This window comes from Antribacter gilvus, assembly GCF_003946865.1.
Lineage (GTDB): Bacteria > Actinomycetota > Actinomycetes > Actinomycetales > Cellulomonadaceae > Antribacter > Antribacter gilvus.
In genome coordinates this window covers 498,168-510,298 of record NZ_QXTH01000002.1, presented here as the reverse complement: position 1 = coordinate 510,298, position 12,131 = coordinate 498,168, and the positions used below count along the sequence as shown (strand labels likewise).

Below are 12,131 nucleotides of genomic sequence, written 5' to 3'. Positions count from 1 at the left end.
ACACGAGAGACCTCCGTTGGTCGAGCAGGTTCCTAGACAGCTCCCACTCGACCCGGAGGTCTCTCGCTATGTCAACAACGTCCCGGGTCAGTACAGCTAGCGCCCCGTGACGGCCTTCACCGCTGATCGCCGCACCGCGTTCATCCGGTCCACCGCGTCCCGGCCGCCCACGAGCTCGATCGAGCGCTTGGCCAGCCCGCGCGCCGCTTCGCGGCTCGTGCGGAGGGGGGAGCGCACCAGCCGGTCCGACGCGAGTTCGCGCGCGGCCGGGACCGGCAGGCCGTCCAGCCCCGCCGCGAACCGGCCCGCATAAGGGGCCGGGCTCGCGAGCCGCCCCCGCACCCGGTTGCTCACGTTCGTGCCGTGCACGACCTGCAGCCAGCCGGGCGCGCCGCCGAGGCGAAGAGCGGGCATGTGCAGCTCGAGCCGGTTGTGCCAGTCGGCCCAGCAGCTCACGGCGCCGTCCCACGGCTCGGCCACCGAGCAGAACGCGTTGGACCGGTCGCGGTGCTCGTACAGCCGGTCGCCCTGGCGGATCAGCCCGTTCTCCAGGTAGATCGCGGTCCGCCCCGCCGCGCCGTCCGCCGGGCCGCCAGCCGCGCCAGCACCAGCACCAGCCGAGCGGAGCCGCTCCACGAAGTCGACGGAGACCGCGTCGTCGTTGTCGAGGTTCGTGGTCAGCAGCCGCTCGGGCACCCGCCTGGTCACCTCGACGACGTCCGCGAGCAGCGCCTCGCGCGGCACCTCCTCGCGGCGCACGGCGCGGAAGAGCCCGGCGCCGGCGTCGTCGGCCCAGGTCTGGAACCAGCCGGGGCTCTGCGGGTCGATGTAGACGAGCCACGCGAAGTCACGGTCCGACTGGGCGGCGACGCTCGGCAGGCAGTAGCGCTCGAACAGCGCCACCCGGTCGCGCAGCCAGCCCTCCTTGGCCCTGATGACCTCCTCCGCCCCCTTGGAGGGCAGGTTGAAGCGGGTGAGAAGGACGTGGGTTACGCTCATGTGCTCTCTCCGATCGGGAACCCGTGCCACCACTCGTTGCGCCGCCGCCAGCCCACGGCCCACTTACGGCCGCGACCGCTGACGCGCGCCCCCGCCGCGCGGACCCCGACGCCGAGCCGCAGCAGCCCGACGACGACCGCCCCCGACAGGCCGGGGAAGTGCGTCCGCGCATAGGTGACCTTGCCGGCCAGGACCAGCGGGAGGCTCCCGCCGTCGCCCGACGACGACTGCCCGATCGCGTGGACCACCTCCGCGTCGGGCGTGATGACCGGCCGGTACCCGGCGGCGCGGGCGCGGGCGCCGAGGTCGGCGTCCTCGCCGTAGACGAAGTAGCGCTCGTCGAGCCCGCCGAGCTCGTCCCACACCGGGCGCGGCACGAGGAGCAGGCAGCCGGTAACCATGCCGACCTCGCGCACGCTGTCGCGTGGCCAGCGCCCCATCGACTCGGGGTCGAACAGCCGCGTCCGGGGGAAGAGCGTCGACAGCCCGAGCGCGAAGCACGCGGTGCTCCACACGGTGGGCAGCGCCCAGCACGACGACGGCTCCACCTCGCCCGTCTCGGTCAGCGTCCGCCCGCCGTAGAGGCCGTGGCCGGGACGGGCCTCGGCGAAGGCGAGGAGGTTCGCGAGGGCGCCCGGCCGGGAGATCGTGTCCGGGTTGAGCAGCACCACCCAGGGGGCCGACGACGCCGCCACTCCCGCGTTCACCGCCGCCGCGAAGCCGGTGTTCACGACGTTCCGCACGAGGGTCACGTCAGGATGGTCGCGAGCGACGAGGTCGGCGGTGCCGTCGGTGGAGGCATTGTCGACGACGACGACCTCCGCCTGCCGGCCGCCGAGCGCGGTGGGCACGGCCCCGAGGCAGCGGCCGATCCAGTCAGCGCTGTGATAGGTGACGACGACGATGCTGAGCTCGGGGGACGGCCCGGGCCCGGAACCGAGGCCCGCGCTCACCGGCGCTCCCCGCGGCGGCGCAGCACCCGGGCGGGCACGCCCGCGGCGACCACTCCGGGCGGCAGGTCCTTGGCGACGACGGACCCGGCGGCCACCACCGTCCCGTCGCCGATCGTCACCCCGGGCAGGACGACGACGCGCGCGCCGAGCCAGGTGTCGGCGCCGATCCGGACGTCCGCTTCGCGGCGCGGCAGGTCGGAGACGGGGCCGTCCCCGGCGTCGACGTCGTAGTTCGACGCGGTGACGAAGACCTCGGGCGCGAGCAGCGCGTTGGCGCCGATCTCGATGCGGCCGGTCGTCTCGCCCGCCCAGAGGTAGCACCACTGGCCCACGTTCGCGCCCTCCCCGATCGTGATCCGGGCGCCGTTGCGCACCGACACGGTGGGGGACAGGCGCACCCCCGCTCCGACGGTCGCGTCGGAGGCACCGGCGCCGTCGTACCCCAGGAAGTTGACCACCCGGGCGAGCTGACGCCACGTGGTGGGACTGAGCAACCGGGACGCTGCGGCCAGCGGGCCGCGGCGCGGGCTCACGGGGTCACCGTCCGCGCCGCGGCGCGGGACGTCTCGTCGCGGTTCCACCCGGCCACCAGGCCGGACCGGAGCCGACGGCGCGCAGCCGCCTTGGCCGAGCCGTTGACCGCCGCGTACACGACCGCGGCGGGCGCGAGCCACGGCCGCGCCCGGACCACTCCCACCCACGTGGGGCCGGGTGCGGCGACCGAGTGCCCGCGGGCCTCGAGCTCGACGTTGCCGTACGCGATGCGGACCTGGCGGCGCCAGAGCGCGGCCAGGGTGCGCGGCGGTCGCACGACGAACATCGCGCCGGGCGGGTTGTGGCGCTCCGCGGCGGTGAACAGGCTGTACACGAAGCCGTCGTCGGCCACCACGTCGGGGAAGGCGCCGAACCGGCGCCGCCCCTCCGCCGACAGGGCGTAGAAGCCCGCGCCGAGCACGGAGTGGCGCACATAGCCGAGCCGGTCGAACAGCGCGAAGTAGGCGCGGACCAGCGGGCCGCACCCGGTGGTGTCCATGACCGGCAGGGGCGCGGCGGCGAGCTCGCCGCGGCGCAGGGCGGCGACGACGGCACGCAGCGCGGCGAGGGTCACCGAGACGTCGGCGTCGAGGTACACGCGGGGGAACACCGTCGCTGCGGCGTCCCCGGCGTTGAGGGCGGCGATCTTCGAGGCCTCGGCCACCTCGACCACGGTGACACCGAAGCCCGCGGCGACGCGAGCGGTGTCGTCGGTGCACCCGTTGCAGGCCACGACCACCTCCAGCTCGCCAGGAGCGGCAGCGGTCAGCACGCCCAGCAGGGTGCCGATCGTCTCCGCCTCGTCGTGAGCGGGGATCACCACGCTCGCCCGGGGCGGGTGCCCCTCCATCGCGCCTCCACAGGTAGCCAGGGCGCCACCGGTAGGCGCGCTCGCAGACTAGCGAGGCGTCAGCCGCCGAACGGGACGGTTCGGCGAAGTTCATCCGCACTTCGCCCGGGCGCGGACGCCCACGGCGGCCGGGCCTGGACGATGGGGATCGCGGTGGTGGGCGTGTCCCGCTGCTCGCGGAGCCACCGCCGTCGCGCCCTCATCTCGAGCGCGAACAGGAGGGCGACCGTGGCGGCGCCGCACAGGACCGTGGTCATCATGAGCGCGCGCGGCCTGCTCCCGGTCGCGTGGTAGATCGCCGTCGACTCGGGGGCGATCGTCACGCTGATGTGGTTGACGGGGTGAACTTCCAGCTCGCGCTGCAGGATGTCCAGCTCCTCGGCGATCTGGTCGAAGATCGCGTCCTGCTGCGCCTGGATGTGCGCCGGGGTGGGCCCGACCACCTCGAGGTAGAGCACCTGCTGGTTGAAGTTCGGCGCCCACTGCCCGCCCACGTCGGGCTGCCGCACCGACCACCCCTCACGGACGCCCAGGCCGACGAGCGTCACCTCGGGAGAGCCGTACTTCGTGACCTCGCCCGGGCCGTTGACCTCCTTCGCGACCAGGCCCGCCGTGATGATCAGCGACTCCGACTGGGTCCGCAGCGCATTGGGGTTCTCCTCGCTGAGCGGGGCGAGGAACACCACCTGGGTCCGGGACCAGTAGACGCCGTCGTCCTGGATGGAGACCCACCCCATGCCCGCAGTGATGGCGAGCGCGCAGAGCACCACCGGCCACCGGCGCACCGCCAGCTCGAACAGGTCCCACAGCGTCATGTTCGGTCCCCGATGGACTCTCTTGAAGAGGAGGAGAACGTCACTCGATCCCGATGGATGGAGAAATGGTGCGCGGCCTGCGCACGGCTAGCACCGACGATTATCGCCGCACCCGCCGCACGATACCGTTGGCGCGCCACACCGGCTGCCCGCCTGGGGAGGGAATCCAGCACTATGTCGTTCTCCGCGATCGTCGGAGCGCTCAGGCGCCGTTGGTACGTGGTGCTCGTGGGTCTCCTCGCGACCGGGGGGCTCGCGTACGGCGCCTACGTCACGACGCCGGCCGTCTACAACGCCCGGGGACTGCTGCTCGTCCTGCCCTCGGAGCAGCTCCTGGTGGAGGGCGGAAACCCGCTGCTCAACCTCAGCGGCCTGGACATGCCGGCGCGGCTCGTCATCGCGCACTACGGCGGTGCGAAGGCAGGTAAGGAGCTGGCCGAGGCGGCGCCCGACGCACAGTTCGCCGTGACGATGGAGGAGTCCACCCGCGGGCCGGTGATCGCGGTCGACGTCACGGAGAAGTCGCCCGAGGCGGCGATCGAGGCGCTCCAGTTCATCGCCGAGGACGTACCCGTCCAGCTCGAGCGGCTCCAGCGCGAGGCGAACGCACCGGCGGCGACCATCCTCACCACCATGGAGCTCACGCTCGACACCGAGGCCGAGCCTGACGTGAGCGGCACCATGCGCATGGTCATCGCCGCGGTGGGCGGCGGGCTCGTCGCCACCGGCGTCCTCGCCGTGGCGATCGACGGGCTCGTGCTGCGCCGCCGCAACGCCGCCCGGTACTCCCGCGCGCGTTCCGGCGGGGAGCCGCTCGCCGTCACCGGTCCGGTGCAGGTCGTCGCGGGCGCGGCGTCGCGCGGCGGCGGCACGGACGTGGCCGCGACAGTGGCCGCGATCCGCGCCCAGTCGCCCGCGCTCGCCATCCCGCCCGGACCGCAGGGCGGGCCGACGGCGTCCCCCCGCGCGCCGGTCAACGTGCCGGTCAACGCGCCGGTGTCCCCGCCCCCGGCGTCGTCCCCGCCCCCGGCGTCGCCGTCGCCGACGCCGCGGATCGCGATCCCGGTGGCGCCCCCGATGTCCCTGCCCACGCCCCGGCCGTCCCCGCCCGAGCCCCGGCCGACGACGGCGCCGACGCCCGTCGTGCAGCCGGCCGCGCAGCTCCCGGTGCAGCCGGCCGCGCAGGCGCCCGCCGCCGAGCCGATCCTGTCGCTGGTGCCGCCCCTCGTGCAGCCGACGGCGCCCGAGCCGCAGCCGGTCGCGTCGCAGCCCGCTGCCGCCGAGCCCACCATGCCCGCGTCCGAGCCCGAGCCGACCCTGCAACCCGCGCCGGCCCTGCAACCCGCCCCGGCTCCCGGTCTGCCGCTCGCGATCCCCCCGGTCAGCCCGGGCGCGCGCCCGGACGACACCGGCGGGACGCGCTGGCACGTCGTCGGCCAGGGGGGTCAGCAGCAGCCGGCGAACGGCACGGAGAACGGGTGAGGAGCCCCGCGAGCGGCCTGACGCTCCGGCAGCGGGCAGAGCTCGGCACAGGTCTGCGGCTCGACGGCGTCCTCTGGCTCACGCTGTACCTCTTCCTGCTGTTCGCTGTGCCGGCCAAGCAGGTGCTGGCCCCGCTCGGCAGCGCGGGCGCACCCTCGATGCTGTTCGGTCTCGCGGGGTTCCTGCTGTGGCTGCTCCTCGGCGTCGGGACGTCCCGGCCGAGCCCGCTCAGGATCCACCCCATCCGCATCGCGCTGGGGGTGTGGCTGTTCAGCGTGGGCCTCACGTACGTGCTCGCCATGGCCCGTCCGATCAGCGTCGACGAGATCAGCCCCGCGGACGTCGCGCTCCTGTCGCTCGTCGCCTGGTCGGGAACCCTCCTGGTCGCGCACGACGGCATCCCGTCCCGCGCGCGGTTCGACCTCCTCGTCTGGCGGCTGGCGCTTGCGGGCGGCCTCCTGGCGGCGCTCGGGATCGCGCAGATCGCGACCGGTCAGGCCTGGGTGGACCGGATCGTCATCCCCGGGCTGACCGGCTCGGGCGACCTGGCGCTGACCTGGCGCAACGGTATGTACCGGCCGGCCGGGACGGCCGCGCACGCGCTGGAGTACGGCGTGCTCGTCATGATGCTGCTCCCGCTCGCGCTGCACGTGGCGTTCCACCACCGGGAGCGCCCGGCCGTGCGGCGGTGGACGCCCGCCGTGCTCCTGCTGGTGCTGACGCCGCTCACCGGGTCGCGGTCCGCCTACATCGGCGCCGCGATCGGGCTGCTGATCGTCATGGCCGGGTGGCCGCCCGTCCGCCGGGCGGTCGTGGGCGGGTTCGGGGTGGCCGGCGCGGTCGCCGGGCTCGCGGTGGCGCCCCAGGTGTTCGACTCGATCCTCGGCCTCTTCAGCGACTCGGAGGACCCCAGCATCACGTCCCGTACCGACAGCTTCGGCATGGCTGCGGACTTCATCGCCCGTGACCCGTTGTTCGGCCGAGGCCTGGGCACCTTCCTGCCCAAGTACCGGATCTTCGACAACGAGTACCTCGTGCTGCTCGTGTCGGTCGGGATCGTCGGGACGCTGCTCTTCCTCGGCATCTGGTTCGTGACGGTCGGGGTCCTGCTGCACGCGCGCAGCGAGTCCACCGACGAGCGCAGCAAGGACCTTGCCCTCAGCCTCGTCGCGTCGGTGACCGTGGGGTTCGTCAGCATCAGCTTCTTCGACGCCTTCGCCTTCCCGATGACGATGGGGGCGCTGTTCCTGCTCGTGGGCATGGCAGGCTCGTACCGCAGGCAGGTGACCGCGTGGGCGCCGAGCTTCACCCCGCCCGCGCTGGTCTCCGGCCGGGCCGGAGCCCGCTCGTGACCGGCCGCGGGCACCCCGCTGTCACGTCGGCCCTGCTCGCGGCCTGCCTGGTGCTCCCGCCGGTCCTCGCCGCGGCGTTCGGGTCGGTCGCCGGGCACGCCTGGTCGGCGCTCCTCACCGACCTGCTCGAGCCGTACTTCGACGGCTTCTGGCGCGTTCTCCGGGGCGGGCTGAAGTGGATCATGCCGCCCGCGCTGCTCGTCGTGGTGGTGGTGTCGCTGGTGGTTGTCGCGCGGCGCAGCCTCCTGCGCGTCGCGGTGGCCCTGGTGGGCACCGCGGGGCCGTTCCTGCTCGCCCAGCTCGTCAAGCGCGAGCTCCTGCCCTTCCCGTCGTACGCGCCCGAGGGCGGCGCACCCCTGTCGGGTCATGCCGCCACCGCGGCGAGCGCGCTGTTCGCGGTGCTGGTCGCCGTCCCGGACCGGGTACGTGGCCGGGTCGCGGTGGCGGGTGCCGTCCTCGTGCTCGGGGTGGAGCTCGGCGTGGTCGTCAGCAGCTGGCACGACGCCGGCGACGTCGTGCTCTCGCTCGTCGTCGCCGCGTGCTGGTGGGGGGTGCTCGGCGTCGTCCTGACGGTGCTGCGGCCTCACGCACCGCCGCACTCGGCGGCCCCGGCGCGTAGCCGCGGCGTCGCGGCCTGGCCGTTCGCGCTCACGGCTGTGGCCGGTGCCGGCGCGGCAGCCGTGGTGGTCGGCACCGGCCCGAGCCCGGTGGGCGCGCTGGCGGGGGCGGTCCTCACCGCCGTCGCGGGCGCCGCCCTCCTCGCGGGAGCGGGCCTGGCCTCGGTGGGTGCCCTCGACCGGCACGACGCCGGACGGCGGCTCCCCCGGGAGCCTCGCCCCGGCCGGGGGCCGGGTCAGGGGCGCACGACCGCCGGTGACCAGGCCTCGGGGACCGCGATGGCAGGGGCTCCGGTGCCGTCGGCCGGGAGTGACCACACGTCGGTCACGCCCGACTCCTCGGTGCGCGGCACGCCGTAGAGCAGGGTGCCGTCGTCGAGCCAGGCGAGCTGGTCGTCGATGTTCCGGGTCTCGGCGTCGAGCACGCTGACCGTGCCGGTCGCCAGGTCGAGCACCGCCGGGGTCCAGTGCACCTCGGGACCGGGGTCGGCGTCGTGCTTGAACGCGAGGCGGGTGCCGTCGGGGGAGAGCGAGGGGCACTCCACGCCGTCGCGCACCGTGGTGAGGGTGCGCGCGGTGAGGTCGCCGCGGGCCAGCCACGTGCGGCCCAGCGACCGGGACTGGACGGTGGCGTAGAACGTCGAGTCGTCCACGAAGGTGACGCCCCACACGTTGCGGTCCACCGGGGCGGCCGGGGCGCCGTCGACCACCAGGGTGAGCTCCTCGAGGTTCACGGCGCCGCCGCCGTCGGCCCGCCGGACCACCGTCTCCGTGGAGAAGCCCGTGCTCGCGTACGAGTGGCCGGTGACGAACGCCGTCGTCGCCACGAGCGAGCCGTCCGGCGAGAAGCGGGTGCGGCTCGGCGTACCGGGCAGGGGCCATTCGGCGGCCACCTGCCAGTCGGCGTCGAGCACCTGGGCCTCGAAGGTCGTCACGACGCCACGCTTGGTCCGCAGGCAGACGACGCCCCGGGTCGTGGCGTCCACGCGGTCGCACGCCACGGGGGAGACAGCCCGGGGGCCGTCGAGGTCGGCGAGCGGCACCGCGGACACCCGCCCGTAGAGGTCGCCGGGGGCGGTGCTGCGGAACACGAGCCGCGGGCCGGTGACGTCGTCGGGCGCGGCGGTGGCGACGTCGCTCGGTGCCGCGTGCTCCGCCCGGGACTGCGCCAGCTCGGCGGCGGCGAACCAGCCCACCCCGGCCACGACGACGACCAGGAGCACGACGAAGGCCGCGACCCGGCGGCGCACGGTCACGCGGCGGTCCCGGCGTCGGTCGTGGTCGCGTCCGCGCGGCGGAGCACGAACCAGCAGACCGGGACGGCGACGGCCAGGACCACGGTGACCAGGACGAGCGCCGGCTCGCGACCCACCGCGAACCAGAGCACGCCGAACGTCGCGGACGCGACCATGCGCGCCACCGCGACGACGGTCTGGGCGGTGCCGATCGCCGTCGCCCGGACCGGCAGCGGCACGAGGGACCCGGCGAGGGCGGCGAGGACGCCGTCGGTCGCGGCGTAGAACGCGCCGAGGAGGACGAGCGCGAGCAGCGTGGGCGCGATGCCGCCCGACGGCAGGGCAGCGCACACGTACGCCCCGACCAGCAGCACGTGCCCCCAGACGACGACGCGGGCCCGGCCCAGGCGGTCGGCCAGGCGCCCGGCGGGAGACGCCAGCAGCATGTACGCCGCGTTGGTGCCCACGTACAGCAGGGGGAACCACTGGGTCGCGAACCCGTCGCGGTCCTGGAGGGCGAGGTAGACGAACCCGTCGCCCACGGTGAGGAAGCCGAGAGCCGTCGCGACGAGGAGGAGCCGCCGCGTGGCGCCGTCGCGCAGGAAAGACCAGCTGAAGGGCCGGCCCGTGGGCTCCAGCCCGCCGAGGGCGTCGCACGTGCAGCCCTTGCACTTCGGCAGGCCGCGGCCCTCGCGCGTCTTGTGCTGCGCGAGCCACGCCGCACGGCGCGGGCGCACGTCCGGGACGAGGAGGACGAGGGCGCCGAGGCCCAGGACCGACGCGCCCAGCGAGACCATGAACACCGTGGTGTAGCCCTCAGGGATGAGCCACAGGATCACGAACGCGAGCAGCGGCCCGAGGGCCGCGCCCGCCGTGTCGAGCGCCCGGTGCGTCCCGAACGAGCGGGCGAGGCTGCGCGGGTCCGACGACGCGGCGATCATCGCGTCACGCGGTGCGGTGCGGATGCCCTTGCCGATCCGGTCGATCGCGACGAGCGTCGTGACCGCGGCGAACCCGGACGCCAGGAGCAGCCCGGCGCGGGTCAGGGCCGACAGGCCGTAGCCCACCGCGGCCACCCACTTCGGGTGGTCGCCGCGGTCGGACGCCCAGCCGCCCGCGACCCGGACCAGGGCGCTCGCGCCCTGCATCAGGCCGTCGACGAAGCCGTACGCGACCGTCGTGAGTCCCAGCGACGCCGTCACGTACAGGGGGAGCACCGCCGCCACCGCCTCCGACGACACGTCGGTCAGCAGGCTGACGATGCCGAGGGTGACCACGGTCGAGGAGACGCGGCCGACGCGGGGGCGCCTCGGTGTGCGCGCAGCCGGCGCGGCGGTCTGGGCGGCGGTCAAGGTCTCTCCGGCGGCGCGACGAACAAGGGCGCCGCCACTGTATGACCGGGCGACATCGTGACCAGCACGGCGGCCGGGGTGAAGTCGTGGATTCACCCCGGCAGCGCCCCGTCCGGGCGGGGCCCGGCTCGGCGGGCGCGGCTACTCTCGCGCGGGAGCACGCTGACGACAGGAGACGGACCATGGTGAGGATCGCGGCGTCGGCCGACGTCGACGAGCGGGCGACGATCGGCGCGGGCTCGTCCGTCTGGCACCTGGCGCAGGTGCGGGAGGACGCCGTCGTCGGCGAGAACTGCACCCTGGGCCGAGGCGCCTACGTGGGGCCGGGGGTCAGGCTCGGCGACAGCTGCAAGCTGCAGAACTACGCCCTCGTCTACGAGCCGGCCGTCCTGGAGGACGGGGTGTTCGTGGGCCCGGCCGCCGTGCTGACCAACGACGTGTACCCGCGGGCCGTCACCGTGGACGGCCGGCTGAAGACGGAGGACGACTGGGACGCCGTCGGCGTGACGGTGCGGACCGGCGCGTCGATCGGGGCGCGGGCCGTGTGCGTCGCGCCGGTGACGATCGGCCGGTGGGCGACCGTGGCGGCCGGCGCCGTCGTCACGCGTGACGTCCCGGACTTCGCCCTGGTCGCCGGGGTCCCCGCGCGGCGGATCCGGTGGGTCGGCCGGGCGGGCGTGCCGCTCGAGGAGGCCGACGGCGGCTGGGTGTGCCCGCAGACCGGCGAGCGCTATGCCGAGGCCGACGGGGTACTGACGCCGGCCGAGGTGGCCGTCACGCCGTGAGGCGCCGGCCGGGTTGCCACGGCGGCTCGTAGAGCCACCACGCCCCTGCCCGGACCGCGAGGTCCTGGAGCCGCAGACCGAGCCAGACAACCAGCGGGGTGGCGAGCAGGGGGAGCAGGTTCGTCAGCGGCCACGGGTGGGTGGCCCAGCCCCAGCCCGGGAGGCCGGTGAGGAGCCCCGGCGGGAGCGACTGGCCCAGCGGGTCGTAGAAGGCCAGGACGGCGCGGCCCGACAGGATGGCGATCAGGAGCAGGAACGCCGCGTGCGCCACGTAGACGGGCAGCGTCCGCGCGCCGAGCCGGCGGAGCGGGCCCAGGCGGGACAGCGCACGCGCCACGACAATGCCCGCGAGCACCCCGGCCGCCCCGCACAGCAGGTAGACGCCCGGCACGTCCTCGAGCTCGAGCACCCGGGCGACGGCCACCACGGCTCCCCACACCACGACGATCGCCAGGCTCCGCAGCCAGGTCAGCGTGGTCGCGAGGCGCTCGAGGAACGCGCGCAGGTGCAGGCCGCCGAGGAAGAACACGAGGTACTCCGCGACCCCGCGCCAGGCGAGGTTCTGCACGTTCCACCCGGTGAGGGCGAATGCCGCCACCAGCGCGGCGGCACCGACCTGCACCGCCGGTGGCAGGCGGCGGGTCGCGCGTGCGACCACGAAGAAGACCGCGAGCGTCCAGAGGAACCACAGCTCGGTACGGGGCACGAGCGGGGCGAGGAGGATCTCGCGGACCACCGTGGGCCACACCTCCTCCGCGTAGCCGCGCATCCCCAGCAGGAGCCGGACCACCGCCGTGACGGCCTCCCAGATCCAGAACACCCAGAGGAGGAGCGCCAGCTTGCCGCGGGCGAGGGCTCCCCAGCCGCCGGCCACCCACCGCGCGGCGAACATGCCGGAGACCGCGAAGAAGAGCGGCATCCGGAGCGAGCGCAGGGCCATGTTGACCTGCTGGAGGTCGCGGGTGTCGAAGCCCGCCATCCGGAACCAGTCGGCTGCGTGATAGAGCACCACGAGCACGATCGCGAGCCCTCGTGCGGCGTCGGCCCAGGTGAGCCGGGGACGTCGCTCACCGTCCCGCCCGGCGCCGTCGGGCACGCCGGTGGTCGTCCAGGGGTGAGAAGTCACCCGGCCATGCTAGGCGGGGCGGGTGACACCG

11 protein-coding genes are annotated in these 12,131 nt (G+C 74.8%); 3 read left to right on the top strand and 8 right to left on the bottom strand.

The features are described from left to right. Positions 1 to 96 precede the first annotated feature (96 nt). The 5 genes from D1350_RS05785 to D1350_RS05765 are packed head-to-tail and all read right to left on the bottom strand — an operon-like array spanning position 97 to position 4,151. Positions 97 to 999, bottom strand: coding sequence for a glycosyltransferase (locus D1350_RS05785; RefSeq protein ID WP_125774739.1), 903 nt, complete (start codon positions 997 to 999; stop codon positions 97 to 99). Next, the gene (locus D1350_RS05780; protein ID WP_125774737.1) at positions 996 to 1,952 is read right to left on the bottom strand and encodes a glycosyltransferase family 2 protein; all 957 of its coding nucleotides are present in this window, start codon (positions 1,950 to 1,952) and stop codon (positions 996 to 998) included. The genes D1350_RS05785 and D1350_RS05780 overlap by 4 nt, the downstream gene beginning before the upstream one ends. Next, entirely contained in the window at positions 1,949 to 2,485 is a 537-nt protein-coding gene (locus tag D1350_RS24710) for an acyltransferase (RefSeq protein ID WP_125774735.1), read from the bottom strand. The genes D1350_RS05780 and D1350_RS24710 overlap by 4 nt, the downstream gene beginning before the upstream one ends. After that, positions 2,482 to 3,336, bottom strand: a complete 855-nt coding sequence (locus D1350_RS05770) for a glycosyltransferase family 2 protein (RefSeq protein ID WP_125774733.1) — start codon at positions 3,334 to 3,336, stop codon at positions 2,482 to 2,484. Before D1350_RS05770 ends, D1350_RS24710 begins: the two co-directional genes overlap by 4 nt. A gap of 59 nt (positions 3,337 to 3,395) precedes the next feature. Further along, a complete protein-coding gene (locus D1350_RS05765) occupies positions 3,396 to 4,151 on the bottom strand; it encodes a hypothetical protein (protein WP_206074429.1) in 756 nt (251 codons plus the stop codon). A gap of 174 nt (positions 4,152 to 4,325) precedes the next feature. Here D1350_RS05765 and D1350_RS05760 point away from each other — a divergent pair, with 174 nt between their 5' ends. Further along, the gene (locus tag D1350_RS05760; RefSeq protein ID WP_125774731.1) at positions 4,326 to 5,633 is read left to right on the top strand and encodes a YveK family protein; all 1,308 of its coding nucleotides are present in this window, start codon (positions 4,326 to 4,328) and stop codon (positions 5,631 to 5,633) included. Further along, the gene (locus D1350_RS05755; RefSeq protein ID WP_125774729.1) at positions 5,630 to 6,985 is read left to right on the top strand and encodes an O-antigen ligase family protein; all 1,356 of its coding nucleotides are present in this window, start codon (positions 5,630 to 5,632) and stop codon (positions 6,983 to 6,985) included. Before D1350_RS05760 ends, D1350_RS05755 begins: the two co-directional genes overlap by 4 nt. A gap of 853 nt (positions 6,986 to 7,838) precedes the next feature. On the opposite strand, the gene D1350_RS05750 is transcribed toward D1350_RS05755, so the two are convergent. Both D1350_RS05750 and D1350_RS05745 read right to left on the bottom strand, forming a co-directional pair. After that, positions 7,839 to 8,858: a TolB family protein gene (locus D1350_RS05750; RefSeq protein WP_240643898.1), complete on the bottom strand. Its 1,020-nt coding sequence runs from the start codon at positions 8,856 to 8,858 to the stop codon at positions 7,839 to 7,841. After that, positions 8,855 to 10,189 carry an MFS transporter gene (locus tag D1350_RS05745; RefSeq protein ID WP_125774727.1) on the bottom strand — a complete coding sequence of 445 codons (1,335 nt, stop codon included), beginning with the start codon at positions 10,187 to 10,189 and terminating at the stop codon, positions 8,855 to 8,857. The genes D1350_RS05750 and D1350_RS05745 overlap by 4 nt, the downstream gene beginning before the upstream one ends. Before the next feature lie 182 nt (positions 10,190 to 10,371). Here D1350_RS05745 and D1350_RS05740 point away from each other — a divergent pair, with 182 nt between their 5' ends. Continuing rightward, positions 10,372 to 10,974: an acyltransferase gene (locus tag D1350_RS05740; protein ID WP_125774725.1), complete on the top strand. Its 603-nt coding sequence runs from the start codon at positions 10,372 to 10,374 to the stop codon at positions 10,972 to 10,974. On the opposite strand, the gene D1350_RS05735 is transcribed toward D1350_RS05740, so the two are convergent. Next, positions 10,964 to 12,100: an acyltransferase family protein gene (locus D1350_RS05735; RefSeq protein WP_125774723.1), complete on the bottom strand. Its 1,137-nt coding sequence runs from the start codon at positions 12,098 to 12,100 to the stop codon at positions 10,964 to 10,966. The genes D1350_RS05740 and D1350_RS05735 overlap by 11 nt on opposite strands. Positions 12,101 to 12,131: the final 31 nt, after the last annotated feature.

What these genes read in the sequence shown, in the direction of transcription:
- D1350_RS05785 (WP_125774739.1), bottom strand. Translation starts at nt 999, where the DNA reads ATGAGCGTAACCCACGTCCTTCTCACCCGCTTCAACCTGCCCTCCAAG.
- D1350_RS05770 (WP_125774733.1), bottom strand. Translation starts at nt 3,336, where the DNA reads ATGGAGGGGCACCCGCCCCGGGCGAGCGTGGTGATCCCCGCTCACGAC.
- D1350_RS05765 (WP_206074429.1), bottom strand. Translation starts at nt 4,151, where the DNA reads ATGACGCTGTGGGACCTGTTCGAGCTGGCGGTGCGCCGGTGGCCGGTG.
- D1350_RS05740 (WP_125774725.1), top strand. Translation starts at nt 10,372, where the DNA reads ATGGTGAGGATCGCGGCGTCGGCCGACGTCGACGAGCGGGCGACGATC.
- D1350_RS05760 (WP_125774731.1), top strand. Translation starts at nt 4,326, where the DNA reads ATGTCGTTCTCCGCGATCGTCGGAGCGCTCAGGCGCCGTTGGTACGTG.